The sequence below is a fragment of the Pseudomonas sp. OA65 genome (assembly GCF_017498305.1).
Lineage (GTDB): Bacteria > Pseudomonadota > Gammaproteobacteria > Pseudomonadales > Pseudomonadaceae > Aquipseudomonas > Aquipseudomonas zanjanensis.
The window spans coordinates 48,456-67,342 of record NZ_JAGDEZ010000032.1 but is presented as its reverse complement, the minus strand read 5'-3'; the positions used below and the strand labels follow the sequence as shown (position 1 = coordinate 67,342).

The following is an 18,887-nucleotide window of genomic DNA, read 5'->3' as shown; positions in this document are numbered from 1 at the left end:
GTCCACCATCAATCCCTGTGGGAGCCGAGCTTGCTCGCGATGGCGGTGGGTCAGTTTGCAGGGATGTTGGATGGGCTGCCGTCTTCGCGAGCAAGCCCGCTCCCACAGGGTTCCGAGGTATTCACGGCATTGGAGTCCACCATCAATCCCTGTGGGAGCCGAGCTTGCTCGCGATGGCGGCGGGTCAGTTTGCAGGGATGTTGGATGGGCTGCCGTCTTCGCGAGCAAGCCCGCTCCCACAGGGTTCCGAGGTGTTCACGGCATTGGAGTCCACCATCAATCCCTGTGGGAGCCGAGCTTGCTCGCGATGGCGGCGGGTCAGTCCATGAAGAGGCCAGATGCATTCAGCGCCACGCCATAGCCTTCGATGAACTCCTGCGGCATGCGCTTGGGCCGGCCAGTGGTCAATTCGATGCAAACGAAGGTGGTCTGGGCCCGCAGCAGCGTGGTGTTGTCGCTGGGACGGACCAGTTGGAAATGCCGGGTCATTTTCAGGCGCTGGTCCCAGTCGACGATCCAGGTCGCCAATTGCAGCTCGTCGCCTTCATAGGCGGCCGCCAGGTAATCGATTTCATGCCGCACCACCGCCATGGCCCGGTCCAGGCGCCGGTACTCCACCAGATCCAGGCCCAGGCGCTGGGAATGGCGCCAGGCGCAGCGCTCGAGCCAGGTGACGTACACCGCATTATTGGCGTGGCCCAGCCCGTCGATGTCTTCGGCATTGACCTGAAGATCAATGATGAATGGCGTTGCCCGATCCCAGCCCATGCCCCTCTCCCGGTCGAATTTGGATCGGGGCAGTGTACCGGATGCTCAAGCCGATTGCCGCGCTTGCAGGCTGCGACCGGCCAGCAGTGATAACACGCCATCAATGACACGAGGATCGGCCAGCACCCGCTGATGCCCGCCCTGCGGCAGTCGCAGCAAGCGACTGTCGAACCAGGCCTCATGAATCAACTGCGACTCCTTGACCGAAACCGACGTGTCGTCCTCGGCATGGACGATCAACCCCGGCACGTCCAGCTGATAATGCGCTACATCCATCTTCGAGGCAGGCATGCCCACATCGTTTTCCACCTGGCGAATGAAGGCCGAACGCGCCTTGGGCGGCAAGCCCATCATCCGGGAGAAACCGCGCAGCACCCCAAGAATGCGCGCAGGCGCGGCGATGCTGACCAGCGTCTCGGTACGCAACCCCAACTGGACGGCCAACATGGCACTGGCGCCGCCCATGGAATGCCCGATCACCGCCTGCAATGGTGGCAATTCTGCGGCAGCTTCGAGCATGGCCCGGGCGAACAACAGGACATTCGCCTCGCGACCCGGCGAGCGACCATGGGCCGGGCCGTCCAGCGCCACCACCGTGTAACCGGCGTCCACCAGGGCGGTGATCAGCGCCGCGAACTGGGTGGGCCGCCCTTCCCAGCCGTGCATCAGCAGGACTGCCGGGCCTTTGCCCCAGCGCAAGGCCGAGAGACCGAAGCGCAAGGTGACGCGCTCGGACGTCGCCAGCAACGGCAACTCCCAATCCCGCGGCGGCAAGTTTCGAGGGCGCATGAACAGCGAGCGCATCTGTTTTGCCACCAAGCCCGGAGCTACCCAACCCAGCGTGCCATTGACGCTACGAATCCAGCTCAACCTGTCCATCGCTCATCTCCAGGGCTTGCGCCTCAGTTCAACGCACCGCCGACTTGGCGGCACGCAGCAAACGATCCGATAACTCTCCCGGGCCCAACGCCCGTGCCAGGGCCAGGCCACCGACCATCAACGCGATATCGGCCAAAGCCTTGTCGGCGTCCTCCGGGCTGGCCGCCAATTGCGCGACCATCAACTCGATGTGCTCATTGAGCACCTCACGAAACGCCTCCGGCAGCCGCCCGAGTTCACCGACCGACGCCGGGATCGGGCAGGCTTGCTCGGTGGAATCGCGGTGCTTGCGGGACAGATAGAACGCGGCGACCAGGGCGCGTCGCTCTTCGCCTGTCAGCTCGCCGTCCATGTCGGCGATCAAGCCGCGGCGGCGATTGAGCAGTTGCTTGAAGGCCTCCAGCATCAAGGCATCCTTGCTTTCGAAATGAGCGTAAAAACCGCCCACCGTCAGCCCGGCTGCGCCCATCACCTCGCCCACGCTCGGCTCTGCCGGCCCACGCTGAATCAGCGCATCGCTGGCGGCCTTGAGAATGCGTTCACGGGTTTGTGCCTTTTTATCGCTCATCGTTGCCTCCGAATATTACGATTGAAATATTATCCATGTAATAATTTTCCGCAAGCGGAAAATTCGACCGCTGGTCAGAAGTGTTTTCAAGGATAGGAAATTGGCCGAACGCCAGACAAACAAAAGGGCCATTCAAGAATTGAATGACCCTTATAAAATCCCGCAGAGCGGGTAATCGTGGCGTCCCCTAGGGGACTCGAACCCCTGTTACCGCCGTGAAAGGGCGGTGTCCTAGGCCACTAGACGAAGGGGACACAAACCTTCTAACGTGATCAGTGCTGAGAACTGATCGCTTCAAGGCCGGTGTGGCCAGACCTTGAAGTGTAAATTGGTGGAGCTAGACGGGATCGAACCGTCGACCTCTTGCATGCCATGCAAGCGCTCTCCCAGCTGAGCTATAGCCCCGGATTTTTCGCCTCGCGGCGGAGCGACATCTTGCAACATCGCTTCTGTAAAACTGGCGTCCCCTAGGGGACTCGAACCCCTGTTACCGCCGTGAAAGGGCGGTGTCCTAGGCCACTAGACGAAGGGGACGCAAACCCTTCTATACAACTGATCAACGCTGAGTGTTGATCGCTTCAAGGCCGGTGTGGCCAGGCCTTGAAGTGTAAATTGGTGGAGCTAGACGGGATCGAACCGTCGACCTCTTGCATGCCATGCAAGCGCTCTCCCAGCTGAGCTATAGCCCCTCATCGCTGAGGACGGGGCGAATCTTAAGGGCGTATCGGAGGGCTGTCAAATTTATTTTCAACAAAATTGAAAATTTTTTGCCGGGATAACAATCACTTACCGACAAACCCCGGAAAACCGGGGTATGTCCTGCCTCGTGGAGCGCTTAGGCGATCGCGCCCAGCAGTTTTTCCCACTCCTTGTTTTCCTTCTTCGACACGCCACCGAGCAGATCGATGGCCTGGCGCAGGCGGAAACGGGTCAGGTCCGGGCCGAGGATTTCCATCGCATCGAGCACCGACACCGAGCTGGCCTGGCCGGTAATGGCGGCAAACATCAGCGGCATGGCATCGCGCAACTTCCACTCCAGCGACTCGACCACGGCCTGGATGGTCGCGGTGATGCTGTCCTTCTCCCACTGACGCAGGCTTTCCAGCTTCCACAGGATCAGTTGCATCAACTGGCGCACCTGATCGCCGGAAAGCTTCTTGGATTCGAACAGCTTCGCGTCCGGCGTCACGCCACCGGCGAAGAAGAAGCCGGCCAGTGGGGCGATCTGGCTGAAGGTCTCTACCCTGCCCTGCACATGGGGAGCGATCTTCATCATGTACTCAGGGTTCAATGCCCACTTCTGCACGCGAGCGGCAAACTCCTCCACCGGCAGGTCCCGCAGCCACTGGCCGTTGAGCCACGACAGCTTCTCGACGTCGAAGATCGGCCCGCCCAGGGAGACGCGCGACAGGTCGAAGTGCTCGACCATTTCCTGCAGCGAGAATTTCTCGCGCTCGTCCGGCATCGACCAGCCCATGCGGCCCAGGTAATTGAGCATGGCCTCGGGCATGAAGCCCATGCGCTCGTAGAACGTCACCGAAGTCGGGTTCTTGCGCTTGGACAGCTTGCTCTTGTCCGGGTTACGCAGCAGCGGCATGTAGCACAACTGTGGTTGTTCCCAGCCGAAGTACTCGTAGAGCAGGATCAGTTTCGGCGCCGACGGCAGCCATTCTTCACCGCGTAGGACGTGGGTGATGCCCATCAGGTGATCGTCGACCACGTTGGCCAGGAAGTACGTCGGCAGGCCGTCGGTCTTCATCAGCACTTGCATGTCCATGCGATCCCACGGGATCTCGACATCGCCACGCAGCATGTCCGGCACGACGCAGACGCCTTCGGTCGGTACTTTCATGCGGATCACGTGGGGCTCGCCGGCCGCCAGGCGCCGGGCGACTTCTTCCTTGGACAGCAGCAGCGCCCGGCCGTCGTAGCGCGGGGTTTCGCCGCGGGCCATTTGCTCGGCGCGCATCTGGTCCAGCTCTTCGGCGGTGCAGAAGCAAGGGAACGCGTGCCCCATGTCCACCAACTGCTGGCAGTACTGCTTGTAGATGTCGCCGCGCTCGCTCTGGCGATAAGGGCCGTGCGGGCCGCCGACGTCCGGGCCTTCGCTCCAGTCGATCCCCAACCAGCGCAGGGCATCGAAGATCTGCTGTTCGGACTCGCGGGTCGAACGCAACTGGTCGGTGTCCTCGATCCGCAGGATGAACTCGCCGCCGTGCTGCTTGGCAAAGCAATAGTTGAACAAAGCGATATAGGCGGTGCCGACATGGGGATCGCCAGTAGGCGAAGGCGCGATGCGGGTGCGGACGGTGGTCATGGCATGTCTCGGAAAGAATATAAAAGCGAAGATCGAACAGGGGGCGAATGGTAACAGGCGATGGCGGGCGGGCTCCAGTGAGAGCGGGATTTGAGTAGAGCCTGCCAGACCGCGTCGCGCCATTCGCGAGCAGGCTCGCTCCCACAGGAAACCGAGTCGCCTGGACTGGATGCGGTCCAATGTGGGAGCGAGCCTGCTCGCGAAGAGGCCCTGGAGCCCTGCAAAACTCAGACAGTCAGCAACCGCTCCCGCAATTTGCCAATCTCATCACGCAACTGCGCCGCCGCTTCGAACTCCAGGTCCCGGGCCAGCTGGTACATCTTCTCTTCCAACTGCCGGATACGCTTGGTGATTTCGCTCGGCGAGCGCAGTTCGGCCTCGTAGCGGGCGCTCTCTTCGGCGGCCTTGGCCATGCCCTTGCGCTTCTTGCTGCGCGAGCCGGGCACGGTGGCGCCTTCCATGATGTCGGCGACGTCCTTGAACACACCCTTGGGGGTGATGCCGTTGGCCAGGTTGAAGGCGATCTGCTTGTCGCGGCGGCGCTCGGTCTCGCCGATGGCCCGCTCCATGGAACCGGTGATGCGGTCGGCATACAGGATCGCCCGGCCATTGAGGTTACGTGCCGCGCGACCAATGGTCTGGATCAACGAACGCTCGGAACGCAGGAAACCTTCCTTGTCGGCGTCGAGAATCGCCACCAGCGACACCTCCGGCATGTCCAGGCCTTCGCGCAACAGGTTGATGCCCACCAGCACGTCGAAGGTGCCCAGGCGCAGGTCACGGATGATCTCGACCCGCTCCACCGTGTCGATGTCCGAGTGCAGGTAACGAACCCGCACGCCATGGTCGGCCAGATAATCGGTGAGGTCTTCGGCCATGCGCTTGGTCAGCGTGGTGACCAGCACCCGCTCTTCCACCGCCACGCGCTTGGTGATTTCCGACAGCAGGTCATCGACCTGGGTCAGGGCCGGACGCACCTCGACTTGCGGGTCCACCAGCCCGGTCGGCCGCACCACTTGCTCGACCACCCGCCCGGCATGTTCGGCCTCATAGTTGCCCGGCGTGGCCGAAACAAAAATCGTCTGCGGGCTCACGCTCTCCCATTCGTCGAAACGCATCGGCCGGTTGTCCAGGGCCGAGGGCAGGCGGAAACCGTACTCCACCAGTGTTTCCTTGCGCGAACGGTCGCCTTTGTACATGGCGCCAACCTGGGGCACGCTGACGTGGGATTCGTCGATCACCAGCAAGGCATCGGCTGGCAAGTAGTCATACAACGTGGGCGGCGGCGCACCCGCCGGGCGCCCCGACAAGTAGCGCGAGTAGTTTTCGATGCCGTTGCAGTAGCCCAGCTCCAGAATCATCTCGAGGTCGAAGCGGGTGCGTTGTTCCAGGCGCTGGGCTTCCACCAACTTGTTATTCGAACGCAGATACTCCAGGCGCTCCTGCAACTCGACCTTGATCCCTTCGATGGCGTCCAGCAGGGTTTCCCGGGGCGTCACGTAGTGGCTCTTGGGGTAGAAGGTGAAGCGCGGCAACTTGCGGATCACTTCGCCGGTCAACGGGTCGAACGCCGAGATGCTCTCCACTTCGTCGTCGAACAACTCGATGCGGATCGCTTCCAGGTCCGATTCCGCCGGGTAGATGTCGATCACATCGCCGCGCACCCGGAACGTCGCTCGGGCAAAATCCATGTCGTTGCGGGTGTATTGCAAGTCCGCCAGGCGCCGCAGCAAGGCGCGCTGGTCGAGCTTGTCGCCGCGGTCCACGTGCAGCACCATCTTCAGGTAGGTTTCCGGGCTGCCCAAGCCGTAGATGCACGACACCGTGGTGACGATGATCGCGTCCTTGCGCTCGAGCAAGGCCTTGGTCGCCGACAGTCGCATCTGTTCGATGTGGTCGTTGATCGAGGCATCCTTCTCGATGAAAGTGTCCGACGACGGCACGTAGGCCTCGGGCTGGTAGTAGTCGTAGTAGGAAACGAAGTACTCCACGGCGTTGTTCGGGAAAAACGCCTTGAACTCACCGTAGAGTTGCGCCGCCAGGGTCTTGTTCGGCGCCAGTACCAGGGTCGGGCGCTGCACCTGGGCGATCACATTGGCGATACTAAAGGTCTTGCCCGAACCGGTCACACCGAGCAACGTCTGGTGCGCCAGCCCGGCCTCGATGCCCTCGACCATCAGACGGATGGCTTCCGGCTGATCGCCGGCGGGCTGGAAGCGGGTGACTAGCTGGAATTCAGACATGACATAACCTCTGGATTCACCCCTGTCGGCCAGCCGGCAGGAACGAGAAAGACCGAAACGACTGATGTCGCCCGAGGAAAAAGCTGGGATGCATACAATGTGGAGGTGAATGCCTTCGCTTTCAAGACGAACGTCCTACACGCCTTGAAGACTTTGACGCGGCGAGAGGACTAACGGTCGAAAAAAATCCAAAAAACTTACCGTAAAAGCCGAATCGCCTGTCGCCGTGCCGGGTGATGGCCTCTATACTAGCTCCCCGTTTGTGCACCGCTCTAGTGCATTCGGCTGGAGCGCCACACGTCCCCTCACTCTCCATTCAGAGCCGCGCACTAATGAGCCTGTTTTCCGCTGTCGAATTGGCACCCCGCGACCCCATCCTGGGCCTCAACGAAGCTTTCAACGCCGACACCCGTACCAATAAGGTCAACCTGGGGGTGGGTGTTTACTGCAACGAAGAAGGGCGCATTCCATTGCTGCGCGCCGTTGTCGAAGCCGAGACGATTCGCGTGGCTCAGCACGTTTCCCGTGGTTACCTGCCGATCGACGGCATTGCCGCCTACGACCAGGCCGTGCAGACCCTGCTGTTCGGCAAGGACTCGGCGCTGATCGCTTCCGGCCGCGTCATCACCACCCAGGCTGTCGGTGGCACCGGCGCACTGAAGATCGGTGCCGACTTCCTCAAGCAACTGCTGCCTGACGCCGTCGTCGCCATCAGCGAACCGAGCTGGGAAAACCACCGCGCCCTGTTCGAAACCGCCGGTTTCCCGGTGCAGAACTACCGCTACTACGACGCCGCCACCCACGACGTGAACCGCAGCGGCCTGCTGGAAGACCTCAACGCCCTGCCCGACCGTTCGATCGTTGTGCTGCACGCTTGCTGCCACAACCCGACCGGCGTGGACCTGAGCCCGGAAGACTGGAAAAACGTCTTGGCAGTGGTCAAGGCCAAGAACCACGTACCGTTCCTGGACATGGCCTACCAGGGCTTTGGCGAAGGCATCGATGAAGACGCGGCGGCCGTGCGCCTGTTCGCCGAGTCGGGGCTGACCTTCTTCGCCTCCAGCTCGTTCTCCAAATCGTTCTCGTTGTACGGCGAGCGCGTTGGCGCGCTGTCGATCGTCAGCAAATCGAAGGAAGAAAGTGCCCGCGTGCTGTCCCAGGTCAAGCGCGTAATCCGCACCAACTACTCCAACCCGCCAACCCACGGCGCCAGCATCGTTGCTGCCGTGCTCAACAGCCCCGAGCTGCGGGCCCAGTGGGAAGCCGAACTGGCCGAAATGCGCCTGCGGATTCGCGGCATGCGGGACCAGATGGTCGACATGCTGGCCAAGGCCGCGCCGCAGCACGACTTCAGCTTCGTCGCCCGCCAGAGCGGGATGTTCTCCTACTCCGGCCTGACCGTTGAACAAGTGACGCGCCTGCGCAACGAGTTCGGCATCTATGCCCTGGACACCGGCCGCATCTGCGTGGCTGCGCTGAACCAGAACAACATCGATGCGGTGACCAAGGCCATCGTCCAGGTGATCTGACGCTCGGTGCAGAAAATGGGAAGCCTTCGAGCTTCCCATTTTTTTTGAGTGTGCCTATCAGGATGGCTGAACTCACAACCTGTGGCGAGGGAGCTTGCTCCCGCTGGGGCGCGCAGCGGCCCTGAATCAGGCAACTCGGTGTGTCAGGTCGAATGGGTTGACTGTTTTGGGGCTGCTGCGCAGCCCAGCGGGAGCAAGCTCCCTCGCCACAAAAGCAAAATCACAAAAGCAAAACCACAAAAACAAGGCCACAAAAGCACCGGGCACGGCACTCTCGCTGAAGCTACAGCTCCGTCGCCCGCTGACTCGCCGCATCGTCATAGATCACATACAACGACTCAGCCACCTGGCTTTTGATCGCCTTGGTGCTTTCCAGCCCCAGGACAAACCCCTCGGCCTTGCCACCGGCGCGATTCAGCGCCTCGACAGTGCTGGCCTGGGTAATGGCGTCGTACAGTTTCTCGGCATGAGGCCCCACGCCCTTGGGCAAACTGATCTGGGCGATACTCACAGGCACACCTGCGCGCAACGGGCTGTGTGAAGGGGTAACAGATGGTTCATGGCACGTACCTCAATGTCGGCGAATGGCCGGCAGCGCGTCCTGCCACTTCCGGGCAACCATGGTAGCCCTCTCCCGCCGTTGCGGTAACTGCCAATCGTTGATTGCCCCCCAATGGACATCAGGAATGCGCCGCCCGGCAATAGACGCTTGACTTCTCTTTTCCAATCAGTAACATACGCGCCATTCCGCGATAGCTCAGTTGGTAGAGCAAGTGACTGTTAATCACTGGGTCCCTGGTTCGAGTCCAGGTCGTGGAGCCAGACAGCAACACAAAAAAGCCCCTGGATCGAAAGATCCAGGGGCTTTTTTGTGGGCAAAAGACCGGTGAATGGCCATATAAGCCTGGCCGAGGTCGCTACCGGAACAACAATCCGGCACCAGAAAGGCAATATGGTCCGGATCCTGCTTTCTTTTTCCACAACTCAAGCTGTCACGTGAGCGTCATGACCGGGCCGCAAACTGGCACTGTCCGCCAACAACAGCTTCATAAAAACAAGGACGAAGGTATGCCTACACAAAACCCCCATCGCATCGTCGGCCTGTGCACCTCCAGCAAGGTGTACAACGTACTGACCGAACTCAAGCAACTGGAAGGTCACCGCAGCGCCAAGTTCCTTTCCTTGCTGGCGGAAAACCTGGTGCGCAAAGGCCTGCTCAACGAGCAAGAAGTGGTGCACATGCTCGATCTGGTCGTCGATTGAGCGGCATCGATTCCTACTATTGAGCCAGTTGATTTTCCGTCCCTCTCCCTGAACCGTAAGGTAACCCCATCGATTGATGGAGGTTTCCCATGCCCAAGGTTCAAATCATGTCTGTCATTGGCAGCGCCGTCCCCGCCCCACTCCGGGAGCTCGGGTTGCTGGCCTGCTGGTATCTGGTGCAGGACGGCGTGACCATCAGCGGCCCGCTGACTTCACTGCCCGCCGCCGAGGCGCTGTCACAACGTATCGGCCCCTACCTGATGAACGCCTAGGGCAGTTGCACACGCGGCGAGCCCTCGACAAACAAGGCCCAGCACGACATGAACAACGCAGCGATCAGCGGCCCGATCACGAAGCCGTTCAACCCGAACACCGCCAGCCCGCCCAGTGTCGAGACCAGTACCATGTAGTCAGGCATCTTGGTGTCCTTGCCCACCAGGATTGGCCGCAGGAAATTGTCCACCAGGCCAATCACGAACACCCCGAACAACGTCAGCACCACGCCTTGCCAAATCGCTCCAGAGAGCAGGAAATACACCGCCACCGGCGCCCAGACAAGACCTGCCCCCACCGCAGGCAACAATGACAGGAACGCCATCAGCACCGCCCAGGGCAATACCGTAGGGATCCCCAGGATCCAGAAGATCAGCCCACCCAGCGCACCTTGGGTAATGGCGACCAACAGGTTGCCTTTCACGGTAGCCCGCACCACCCGATTGAATTTCAACTGCAGGCGGCGTTTTTGATGTTCCGCCAAGGGAATGGCCGTGCGCACCTTGCGCACCAGCTCCGCACCGTCGCGCAGAAAGAAGAACAGCAGATAGAGCATCACGAAGAAGCTGACCAGGAACTGAAAGGTACCCTGACCGAAACTGAAGGCCTGGGTGGCGAAGAATTCGCTGCCTTGCATCGCGCTCTTGACGATCTTGTCACGCAAGCCGTTCAGGTTGCCCAGGCCGAAGCGGTCCAGCAGGTGCTGGAAGTACGGCGGCAAGGCATCCTTGAAGCGGGCCAGGTAATCGGCAATGTCCAGCTCTCCGCTTTCCAGGCTCTTGTACAGCGCCGCTCCCTCCTGGACCAGCAACATGCTGATGACGATCACCGGCAGGATCGCGATGACCACACAGATGCTCAAGGTGAACAACGACGTAAGATTGCGGTGCCAACCGAACTTGAACTGCAGGCGGCGCTGCATCGGCGCAAAGACGATACCCAGGATTACCGCCCAGAACACCGCGCCATAGAACGGCAGCAGAATCCAAATGAAGGCGACCGTGACCAGCGCCAGCAACAACATCTGGGCTTTGTTTTGCAGCAACTTTCGATTCATCAGCTTTCCATGTCCAAAGGCGGGATACACATTAGTCAGCCAGGACTCGCCGGAGTGCCTTCACGTTTGCGCTACGCATTGATTCAGATCAATAAGACCTGGCCGACCATGGGCTACCCTCGCCGCCTTTTGCGATCCGACGCCATCATGACCCTTGCCGCCCCCGAACTACTGGCTCCCGCCGGCACCCTGAAAAACATGCGTTATGCCTTCGCCTACGGTGCCGACGCGGTGTACGCCGGCCAGCCGCGCTACAGCCTGCGGGTGCGCAACAACGAATTCGACCACGCGAACCTGGCCTTGGGCATCGCCGAGGCCCAGGCCATGGGCAAGCGCTTCTACGTGGTGGTGAACATTGCCCCGCACAACGCCAAGCTACGGACCTTCCTCAAAGACCTCGAACCGGTGATTGCCATGGCACCGGACGCGCTGATCATGTCCGATCCTGGATTGATCATGCTGGTTCGCCGGCATTTTCCGCAGATGCCAATTCACCTGTCGGTGCAAGCCAACACGGTGAACTGGGCGAGCGTCGAGTTCTGGCAGCAGCAGGGCTTGAGCCGGATCATCCTGTCGCGGGAATTGTCCCTGGAGGAAATCGCCGAGATTCGTGAACAGGTGCCGGCCATGGAGCTGGAAGTATTCGTCCACGGAGCGCTGTGCATGGCCTACTCCGGGCGCTGCTTGCTCTCCGGTTACATGAACAAGCGCGACGCCAACCAGGGCAGCTGCACCAACGCCTGCCGCTGGAAGTACTCGGCGCAACCGGCGGTGGAAAATGCCGTGGGCGATATTGTGCAAAGCTATCAGCCCGAACCGACCCTGGGCCTCGGCGCACCCACCGACCAGGTGTTTCTGCTCCAGGAAGCCAACCGCCCAGACGAATCCATGCCGGCCTTCGAGGACGAGCACGGCACCTACATCATGAACGCCAAGGACCTGCGGGCCGTGCAACACGTCGAGCGCCTGGCGCGCATGGGCGTGCATTCCTTGAAGATCGAAGGCCGGACCAAGTCGCATTTCTATTGCGCGCGCACCACCCAGGTGTATCGCCGGGCCATCGATGACGCGGTGGCCGGCCGGGAATTCGACCGCAGCCTGATGACCGACCTGGAGTCCCTGGCCCAGCGTGGCTACACCGAAGGCTTCCTGAGACGCCACGTGCATGACGAATACCAGAACTACCAGAACGGCAGCTCAGTGTCGGAGCGCCAGCAGTTCGTCGGCGAACTGACCGGCGAACGGCGCGAACGCCTGGCCGAAGTGCGGGTGAAGAACCGCTTTGGCCTGGGGGACCATATGGAACTGATGACCCCGAAGGGCAACTTCCACTTCGACCTGCATCAGTTGCAGAACGTCAAAGGCCAGGGCATTGAGGTGGCACCGGGGGATGGACATGTGGTGTACGTGCCGATCCCGGATGCGGTGGATCTGCGGTTTGGGTTGTTGATGCGGGATGTGCGTGAGCCATAGTCGCCACCGAACAAATGTGGGAGCGGGCTTACTCGCGAAGGCGGTGTGTCAGAAGTGAATACATTGACTGACACACTGTATTCGCGAGCAAGCCCGCTCCCACAGGGGATTTGTGGTGGACACAAGATTCTGCATGCCACAAATCTTTAGCTCCCGGCAGAAACTGCCGAAGGCTGCGATCCTCCGCTTCCGATAGGGCCTGGTAGCCCAGGCGAAAACATCTGGATCGAGAGCGAAAGATCGCAGCCTTCGGCAGCTCCTGCTGCCCCGGGTCAGATGCGGAACTGCCCCACCAGTTGACCCAGGCGCTGGCCCAGGTCGGCCAGGCTGCGGGACGTCTGGGCGCCGAGTTGGGTTTCGTCGGCGACGCTGTCCACGGCCACGGCGATCTGATGCACGCTGCGGTTGATTTCTTCGGCCACGGCAGTCTGTTCTTCGGCAGCGCTGGCGATCTGGGCGTTCATCGAGTTGATGGTGCCGATCAGCTGCGCCATGGTGTCCAGGGAGGCGCCCGCCTCGTTGGCCCGTTCCGAGGTGCCATCGCCGGCCTCGCTGGAACGACGCATCGCTTCCACCGCCGCGTGGGTGCCCGATTGCAGGCGGTCGATCATGCCCTGGATTTCCTGGGTGCTCTGCTGGGTCCGGCTGGCCAGGGCCCGTACTTCATCGGCCACCACCGCGAACCCACGCCCCGCCTCGCCGGCACGCGCAGCCTCGATGGCGGCGTTGAGGGCCAGCAGGTTGGTCTGCTCGGCGATCGAACGAATCACCCCGAGCACACTGACAATCGAAGCCACGTCTTGCTGCAGGCTGTCCAAGGACACGCCGCTGCTGCGGATATCGTTCACCAGCGCATGAATCTGCTGGATGCTGCCGGCCACCACACGCTTGGCCGATTGGCCTTCTTCGTCGGTCTGCTGGGCCGCGACGGCAGCGCCCTGGGCACTGCGAGCGACTTCCTGGGCCGCCGAGGACATCTCGTTGATCGCCGTGGCGACCTGATCGGTTTCGTGGCGTTGACGCTCCATCGCTTGTTCGGAGCGCTGGGCCTGCTCGGAGACTTGGGTCACCAGGCCGGTCAGTTGCGAGGTCATGTCGGTGATCTGCCGCACCAGGCCGTGGATCTTGTCGACGAAGCGGTTGAACGAACCGGCCAGTTGGCCCAGTTCATCTTGGCTGGTAATCGCCAGGCGCCGGGTCAGGTCACCCTCGCCCGCCGCGATGTCATCGAGGTTGTCTTTCATCAGGTGCAGGGGGCGCAGGATCGTGTTGGCGAGCACCAGGCCCACCACCGCAATCACCAGCAACACCACGGCGGCGATCCCGACAATGCTCAGCACCACGCCTTGCAGGCGATCGTGGACCTTGGCTTCCACCAGCGCCACCTGGGCTTCGATGCCGTCCAGGTTGACCGAGCTACCGACCGCCAGGTCCCACTTGGGCAGGTATTCGGTGTAGCCGAGCTTGGGCACCAGGTCCTTGCTGCCGGGCAGCGGCGAGCTGTATTCCAGGTAATGCGTGCCGTCCTTGGCGACTTTCACCAAGTCACGGTTGACGTAGACACCGTTCGGGTCGCGGTTGTCCTTGAAGCTCTTGCCCACGCCATCGGGGCTGTTGGCCTTGAACAGGCGGATGGTCTCTGAGTCGTAGCCGAAGAAATAGCCGTCCTTGCCGTAGCTGATGTTCGACAGCAGCTTGATGGCCTGGGCCCGCGCTTCGTTATCACCCGGCGTGGCGGCATCGTAGAGCGGCTTGATCGCGGTCAGGCCCACCGCCACGTAGTTCTGCAACGTGGCCTTGGCGTCGCTGAGCAGCCGCTCGCGGGTCTGCTGGACCTCTTTACTCGCTTGTTCCTTCAAGATGAAAGCCGTGGTCAGGCTGATGATCACGGCGGACAGCAATACCGGCAGTATCGCAAGGGACAGGACTTTAGCCTTCAGGCTCAGGCGCATGCTGTTCACTCTTGTAGGTGTTATTGGCGTGGTTAGCTGTATTAACGGCAGCGCACGGCAAAACTGTAGGACAAGGTGAACAGGGTCAAGAAAAGGGTCGGCCTTGAGGGCCCCATCGCGAGCAGGCTCGCTCCCACAGGGCCCGGTGGTGTTCACACATCTTGTGTTCACACCGATCCATTGTGGGAGCGAGCCTGCTCGCGAAGGGAACGACTCGGGCTTGAGGTTACAACACCATCGCCGCCACCCAACCAAACGCCAGCAGCGGCAGGTTGTAGTGGATGAAGGTCGGGACCACGGTGTCCCAGATGTGATGGTGCTGGCCGTCGATGTTCAGGCCGGAGGTCGGGCCCAGGGTCGAGTCCGAGGCAGGCGAACCGGCATCGCCCAGGGCGCCGGCGGTGCCGACGATGCAGACGATCGCCAGCGGGCTGAAGCCCAGTTGCAGGCACAGCGGCACGAAAATCGTCGCCAGGATCGGCACCGTGGAAAACGACGAGCCAATGCCCATGGTCACCAGCAGCCCCACCAGCAACATTATCAGCGCGCCGACGCCCTTGTTGTGGCCGATCCAGGCCGCCGAAGTTTCCACCAGGCTTTGGACTTCACCGGTGGCCTTCATCACTTCGGCGAACCCTGAGGCGGCGATCATGATGAAACCAATCATCGCCATCATCTTCATGCCTTCGGTGAACAGGTCGTCCGTCTCACGCCAGCGCACCACCCCCGACAGCGAGAAAATCAGGAACCCGGCCAGGGCACCGAGGATCATCGAGTCCACCAGCAGTTGCACCGCGAACGCCGCCGCCACCGCAACCCCGGCCACGATCAGGCTCAGCGGGTTGTAGTGCACGGCCACTTGCTCGGCCTTGGCGATCTTCTTCAGGTCGTAGACGCGTTTCTTGCGGTACGTGATAAACGACAGCACCAGGCCAAACACCATGCCCAACGCCGGGATACCCATGGCGTGGGTGATGTTGATGCCGCTGACGTCCACACCGCTGCGAGCGACGTTGGCCAGGAGGATTTCATTGAGGAAGATGTTGCCGAAGCCCACCGGCAGGAACATGTAGGGGGTGATCAGGCCGAAGGTCATGACGCAGGCGATCAAACGGCGGTCCAGTTGCAGCTTGGTCAGCACGTAGAGCAGCGGTGGCACCAGCAACGGAATGAAGGCGATGTGGATCGGCAGGATGTTCTGGGAAGCGACCGCGACCGTGCCCAGCAGACCGATCAGCACCCATTTGACGCCCGAGCCACCAGCGACGTCCTGGCGATCCACCAGGGCCAGGGCTTTGTCCGCCAGGGCGTGGGCCATGCCGGACTTGGCAATCGCCACGGCGAAGGCGCCGAGCAAGGCGTAGGACAATGCCACCGTCGCACCGCCACCCAGGCCGGCGTTGAACGCCTTGAGCGTCGCCTCGATCCCCAGGCCACCCGTCAGGCCACCCACCAACGCGCCGATAATCAGCGCGATCACCACGTGCACGCGGGACAGGCTGAGCACCAGCATGACGCCAACCGCGGCAATTACTGCATTTATCATCGTTACCTCAGAGCACAGCGATGGAAAGCCACCGGACAAAAAGGTCGCGACTTTGCAGCAAGCGGCGGCAAGCTGCAAGGGCCGTGGGGCGGGTTTTCAATGACTTACCCTGTTTGAATCCACCACGGCCCTCTGTAGGAACGAGCCTGTGGGAGCAAAGCTTGCTCGCGATGACATCGTCACCTACAACATCTGTGCTGGCTTTAGAAATGCTATCGCGAGCAAGCTTTGCTCCCACAGGCTCATCCCACCCACAGGGAGGCGGTGCCATGAAGTAGTTATCAGCGCTTGGGCAACTCGATCACAACCTTCAACCCACCCCACTCGCTGTCGTCCAATGACAGTGTTCCGCCCCAAGTGTCGACGATGTCCCGCACGATGCCCAGGCCCAGGCCGTGGCCATCGGTCTGTTCGTCCAGTCGCGTGCCGCGGCTGAATACCTGCTCGCGGCGGTCCGCGGGGATGCCCGGGCCGTCGTCCTCTACCGCCAGGCTGAACCCTTCGGCGGTTTCGGTCAGGGTCAGGCGCACCTCGGCGTCGGCCCATTTGCAGGCGTTGTCCAGCAGGTTGCCCAGCAGTTCCAACAAGTCTTCACGGTCCCAGGGCAGGTGCAGGCCCGGCGGAGCGACGTAGCTCAGGTCCAGGTGCTCGCCATGGATCATGTTCAGCGTGGCCAGTAACCCCGGCAGTTCGGCGTCGCAATCCAGGTGCGCGCCGGGCAAGGCATCGCCGGACAGCCGAGCGCGGTTGAGTTCGCGGTTCAGGCGCTGGCGGACCTGCTCCAATTGATCGAGCAACAGTTTGCGCAGCTCAGGATAGGGATCGAGCTTCTCGTTCGATGCCAGGCTTTGCAGCACCGCCAGCGGGGTCTTCAAGGCATGGCCGAGATTGCCCAAGGCGTTGCGCGAACGCTTGAGGCTGTCTTCGGTATGGGCCAGCAGATGGTTGATTTGCGTCACCAGCGGTTCCAGCTCCCGTGGCACCTGTTCGTCGAGTTGCGAACGTTGCCCGCGCTGCAGCTGGGCAATCTGCTCCCGCGCCCGATCCAGCGGACGCAAGGCACGGCGCACGGTGATGCGTTGCAGCAACAGAATCAGCAGCAGCCCCGCCAACCCCAGCCCGAGGCCAACTTGTTGCATCCGACGGAAGCTGTCACGCACCGGCGTGTAGTCCTGGGCCACGCTGATGGAAATCGCCTGGCCCAGCCGCCGATAATCGGTACGCAGCACCAGCAGCCTCTGGCCCTCCGGGCCCAGTTGCAGGTTGCTGTGCAAGCCCGGGTGGTCGAGCCGGGGCAATTCCTGGTCCCACAGGGACCGGGAACGCCAGTGCACATCGGCAAAATCGATGCGGAAATAATGCCCGGAAAACGGTCGTTGATAGGCCGGCGACAGGCGCCGCTCATCCAGTTGCAAGCCCAGCGGGCCACGCACCAGGGCCACCAGCAGGTTTTCACTGTCGTTGCGCAGTCCGGCCTCCAAGTAACGCTGCAAGCCCAGCTCAAACAGCCACAGGCTGGTTTGCGCCAGAATCAGGCCGACCACCACCATCACACCGATCAGGCCCAGGCTCAGGCGCCGCTGGATGGATCTCACTGCGCCTGCCCGCCGAACAGGTAACCCTGGCCGCGACGGGTTTCGATCACGCTGCGTCCCAGCTTGCGCCGCAGGTGGTTGACATGAACTTCCAGCACGTTGGAATCGCGCTCGGTCTCACCGTCGTACAAGTGTTCGGCGAGATGACTTTTGGAAAGGATCTGTTCGGGATGCAGCATGAAATAGCGCAACAGACGAAATTCGGCCGCCGTGAGCTGGATATCGGTGCCGTCGCGGACCACGCATTGGCGGCTTTCATCCAAATGCAGGCCGGCAGCCTTGAGCGTCGGCTGGTTGACCTGCCCATGGGAGCGGCGCAACAGTGCCTGGATCCGCAAGTGCAGCTCTTCGGGGTGAAAGGGTTTAGTCAGGTAGTCGTCGGCCCCGGCCTTGAGCCCCTCGATGCGCTCGGCCCAGGACCCGCGGGCGGTGAGGATCAACACCGGCGTGGCCAGGCCGCCGGCGCGCCATTGGGCCAGCACTTCAAGTCCCGGCATGCCCGGCAAGCCGAGGTCAAGGATGATCAGGTCGTAGGGCTCGCTGCTGCCCTGATACACCGCGTCGCGACCATCGGCCAGCCAATCGACGGCGTAGCCCTGGCGTGCAAGCCCGGCCATCAGTTCGTCCGCCAGGGGCACATGATCTTCCACCAGAAGCAGGCGCATCAGTCTTCCTTATCTTTGAGTAAACGGCCGGTCGCGGCCTCCAGGTCCAGTTCGCGCACGACGCCGTCGGTGTCCAGCAGCTCGACCTCGTAAATATAGACGCCGTGTTTTTCCTCCAACTCGGCCTCCAGCAGTTTGGCCCCGGGGTGTCGGCCCATCGCCTGCTGCAGCAGTTGTTCGAGCGGCAGGATAACGCCCTGCTGGCGCAGTTGCAGGGCCTCGTCCTGATCCAGGTCCCGGGCCACGGCCAGCGAACAGAACGCCAGCAGCGCCAGCGCCCATCGGCTGCGGGCGCATAAATTAAGCTTCATTACAGATCCTGATGATTCTTGAGTACCTTGCCGTTGGTGGCGTCCAATTCCAGGTCCCACTCGATGCCCTTCGTATCGCGCAGGTCCACTTGGTAAATGTACTTGCCGTACGCTTCCTCCAACTCGGTCTCCGTCAAGGTGGCGCCAGGGTGCTTGGCCAGGGCGGCGGCATCGAGCTTTTCGACGGACAGGATGGTACCAGCGTCTTGCAGCTTACGGGCTTCGTCCACGCCCAGGTCTCGTGCGTGAGCCTGGCTCGTACCGAGGGCCATGAGGGTCGCGATGAAAAAGGCAGTCAGGCGGTTCATGGGTTGTCTCCTTTTTATAATGTTTCACGGGCGGACTGTATCGGGACGAACTTAACTGAAACTGAATAGCCATCATGGAACCCTCCTCTACCCCTGTAGGAGCTGCCGAAGGCTGCGATCTTTTGATCTTGATCTTGATC

17 protein-coding genes and 5 tRNA genes are annotated in these 18,887 nt (G+C 61.6%); 5 read left to right on the top strand and 17 right to left on the bottom strand.

Features of this window, described 5'->3' with window-relative positions:
• Nucleotides 1-318 precede the first annotated feature (318 nt).
• From J3361_RS22440 to uvrB, 9 genes are all read right to left on the bottom strand, one after another.
• Complete coding sequence (locus J3361_RS22440; protein WP_207966364.1) at nt 319-768, bottom strand: thioesterase family protein; 450 nt, start codon at nt 766-768, stop codon at nt 319-321.
• 45 nt (nt 769-813) lie between these two features.
• On the bottom strand, nt 814-1,647 hold the full coding sequence (locus tag J3361_RS22435) for an alpha/beta fold hydrolase (RefSeq protein WP_207966363.1): 834 nt from the start codon (nt 1,645-1,647) through the stop codon (nt 814-816).
• Between the two features lie 28 nt (nt 1,648-1,675).
• On the bottom strand, nt 1,676-2,215 hold the full coding sequence (locus tag J3361_RS22430) for a TetR/AcrR family transcriptional regulator (RefSeq protein ID WP_207966362.1): 540 nt from the start codon (nt 2,213-2,215) through the stop codon (nt 1,676-1,678).
• A gap of 178 nt (nt 2,216-2,393) precedes the next feature.
• Nucleotides 2,394-2,469, bottom strand: a tRNA-Glu gene (locus J3361_RS22425).
• 75 nt (nt 2,470-2,544) lie between these two features.
• Nucleotides 2,545-2,620, bottom strand: a tRNA-Ala gene (locus J3361_RS22420).
• Between the two features lie 53 nt (nt 2,621-2,673).
• Nucleotides 2,674-2,749 (bottom strand) — tRNA-Glu (locus J3361_RS22415).
• A gap of 79 nt (nt 2,750-2,828) precedes the next feature.
• Nucleotides 2,829-2,904, bottom strand: a tRNA-Ala gene (locus tag J3361_RS22410).
• A 146-nt stretch (nt 2,905-3,050) separates the two neighbouring features.
• A complete protein-coding gene (gene gltX, locus J3361_RS22405) occupies nt 3,051-4,532 on the bottom strand; it encodes a glutamate--tRNA ligase (RefSeq protein WP_207966361.1) in 1,482 nt (493 codons plus the stop codon).
• Nucleotides 4,533-4,759: 227 nt separating this feature from the next.
• Complete coding sequence (gene uvrB, locus J3361_RS22400) at nt 4,760-6,775, bottom strand: excinuclease ABC subunit UvrB (RefSeq protein ID WP_053123488.1); 2,016 nt, start codon at nt 6,773-6,775, stop codon at nt 4,760-4,762.
• Nucleotides 6,776-7,107: 332 nt separating this feature from the next.
• Here uvrB and J3361_RS22395 point away from each other — a divergent pair, with 332 nt between their 5' ends.
• Nucleotides 7,108-8,304 (top strand): amino acid aminotransferase, encoded by a 1,197-nt coding sequence (locus J3361_RS22395; RefSeq protein WP_207966360.1) that lies wholly within the window; start codon nt 7,108-7,110, stop codon nt 8,302-8,304.
• 283 nt (nt 8,305-8,587) lie between these two features.
• On the opposite strand, the gene J3361_RS22390 is transcribed toward J3361_RS22395, so the two are convergent.
• Entirely contained in the window at nt 8,588-8,815 is a 228-nt protein-coding gene (locus tag J3361_RS22390; RefSeq protein ID WP_207966359.1) for a hypothetical protein, read from the bottom strand.
• Nucleotides 8,816-9,050: 235 nt separating this feature from the next.
• On the opposite strand from J3361_RS22390, the gene J3361_RS22385 reads away from it, so the two are divergent.
• From J3361_RS22385 to J3361_RS22375, 3 genes are all read left to right on the top strand, one after another.
• Nucleotides 9,051-9,126 (top strand) — tRNA-Asn (locus tag J3361_RS22385).
• 246 nt (nt 9,127-9,372) lie between these two features.
• Nucleotides 9,373-9,567, top strand: coding sequence for a hypothetical protein (locus J3361_RS22380; protein ID WP_003203896.1), 195 nt, complete (start codon nt 9,373-9,375; stop codon nt 9,565-9,567).
• Between the two features lie 89 nt (nt 9,568-9,656).
• Nucleotides 9,657-9,839, top strand: coding sequence for a hypothetical protein (locus J3361_RS22375; protein ID WP_186708722.1), 183 nt, complete (start codon nt 9,657-9,659; stop codon nt 9,837-9,839).
• Here J3361_RS22375 and J3361_RS22370 read toward each other — a convergent pair.
• On the bottom strand, nt 9,836-10,897 hold the full coding sequence (locus J3361_RS22370) for an AI-2E family transporter (RefSeq protein WP_207966358.1): 1,062 nt from the start codon (nt 10,895-10,897) through the stop codon (nt 9,836-9,838). The genes J3361_RS22375 and J3361_RS22370 overlap by 4 nt on opposite strands.
• 147 nt (nt 10,898-11,044) lie before the next feature.
• On the opposite strand from J3361_RS22370, the gene yegQ reads away from it, so the two are divergent.
• Nucleotides 11,045-12,370 carry a tRNA 5-hydroxyuridine modification protein YegQ gene (yegQ, locus tag J3361_RS22365; RefSeq protein WP_207966367.1) on the top strand — a complete coding sequence of 442 codons (1,326 nt, stop codon included), beginning with the start codon at nt 11,045-11,047 and terminating at the stop codon, nt 12,368-12,370.
• A 272-nt stretch (nt 12,371-12,642) separates the two neighbouring features.
• Here the strand turns inward: yegQ and J3361_RS22360 are convergent, their stop codons facing one another.
• From J3361_RS22360 to J3361_RS22335, 6 genes are all read right to left on the bottom strand, one after another.
• Nucleotides 12,643-14,322, bottom strand: coding sequence for a methyl-accepting chemotaxis protein (locus tag J3361_RS22360; RefSeq protein WP_207966357.1), 1,680 nt, complete (start codon nt 14,320-14,322; stop codon nt 12,643-12,645).
• 226 nt (nt 14,323-14,548) lie between these two features.
• The gene (locus J3361_RS22355) at nt 14,549-15,865 is read right to left on the bottom strand and encodes a Na+/H+ antiporter NhaC family protein (RefSeq protein ID WP_207966366.1); all 1,317 of its coding nucleotides are present in this window, start codon (nt 15,863-15,865) and stop codon (nt 14,549-14,551) included.
• 284 nt (nt 15,866-16,149) lie between these two features.
• A complete protein-coding gene (locus J3361_RS22350; RefSeq protein ID WP_207966356.1) occupies nt 16,150-17,463 on the bottom strand; it encodes a sensor histidine kinase in 1,314 nt (437 codons plus the stop codon).
• The gene (locus J3361_RS22345) at nt 17,460-18,128 is read right to left on the bottom strand and encodes a response regulator transcription factor (protein ID WP_207966355.1); all 669 of its coding nucleotides are present in this window, start codon (nt 18,126-18,128) and stop codon (nt 17,460-17,462) included. Before J3361_RS22345 ends, J3361_RS22350 begins: the two co-directional genes overlap by 4 nt.
• A complete protein-coding gene (locus J3361_RS22340; RefSeq protein WP_207966354.1) occupies nt 18,128-18,439 on the bottom strand; it encodes a PepSY domain-containing protein in 312 nt (103 codons plus the stop codon). Before J3361_RS22340 ends, J3361_RS22345 begins: the two co-directional genes overlap by 1 nt.
• Nucleotides 18,439-18,747, bottom strand: a complete 309-nt coding sequence (locus J3361_RS22335) for a PepSY domain-containing protein (RefSeq protein WP_207966353.1) — start codon at nt 18,745-18,747, stop codon at nt 18,439-18,441. Before J3361_RS22335 ends, J3361_RS22340 begins: the two co-directional genes overlap by 1 nt.
• Nucleotides 18,748-18,887 lie beyond the last annotated feature (140 nt).

Bases quoted from the DNA above. Each gene is read 5' to 3' on its own strand.
- J3361_RS22395 (WP_207966360.1), top strand. From the start codon at position 7,108: ATGAGCCTGTTTTCCGCTGTCGAATTGGCACCCCGCGACCCCATCCTG.
- gltX (WP_207966361.1), bottom strand. From the start codon at position 4,532: ATGACCACCGTCCGCACCCGCATCGCGCCTTCGCCTACTGGCGATCCC.
- J3361_RS22440 (WP_207966364.1), bottom strand. From the start codon at position 768: ATGGGCTGGGATCGGGCAACGCCATTCATCATTGATCTTCAGGTCAAT.
- J3361_RS22370 (WP_207966358.1), bottom strand. From the start codon at position 10,897: ATGAATCGAAAGTTGCTGCAAAACAAAGCCCAGATGTTGTTGCTGGCG.
- J3361_RS22345 (WP_207966355.1), bottom strand. From the start codon at position 18,128: ATGCGCCTGCTTCTGGTGGAAGATCATGTGCCCCTGGCGGACGAACTG.
- J3361_RS22435 (WP_207966363.1), bottom strand. From the start codon at position 1,647: ATGGACAGGTTGAGCTGGATTCGTAGCGTCAATGGCACGCTGGGTTGG.
- J3361_RS22360 (WP_207966357.1), bottom strand. From the start codon at position 14,322: ATGCGCCTGAGCCTGAAGGCTAAAGTCCTGTCCCTTGCGATACTGCCG.
- uvrB (WP_053123488.1), bottom strand. From the start codon at position 6,775: ATGTCTGAATTCCAGCTAGTCACCCGCTTCCAGCCCGCCGGCGATCAG.
- J3361_RS22340 (WP_207966354.1), bottom strand. From the start codon at position 18,439: ATGAAGCTTAATTTATGCGCCCGCAGCCGATGGGCGCTGGCGCTGCTG.
- J3361_RS22380 (WP_003203896.1), top strand. From the start codon at position 9,373: ATGCCTACACAAAACCCCCATCGCATCGTCGGCCTGTGCACCTCCAGC.
- J3361_RS22335 (WP_207966353.1), bottom strand. From the start codon at position 18,747: ATGAACCGCCTGACTGCCTTTTTCATCGCGACCCTCATGGCCCTCGGT.
- yegQ (WP_207966367.1), top strand. From the start codon at position 11,045: ATGACCCTTGCCGCCCCCGAACTACTGGCTCCCGCCGGCACCCTGAAA.
- J3361_RS22430 (WP_207966362.1), bottom strand. From the start codon at position 2,215: ATGAGCGATAAAAAGGCACAAACCCGTGAACGCATTCTCAAGGCCGCC.
- J3361_RS22375 (WP_186708722.1), top strand. From the start codon at position 9,657: ATGCCCAAGGTTCAAATCATGTCTGTCATTGGCAGCGCCGTCCCCGCC.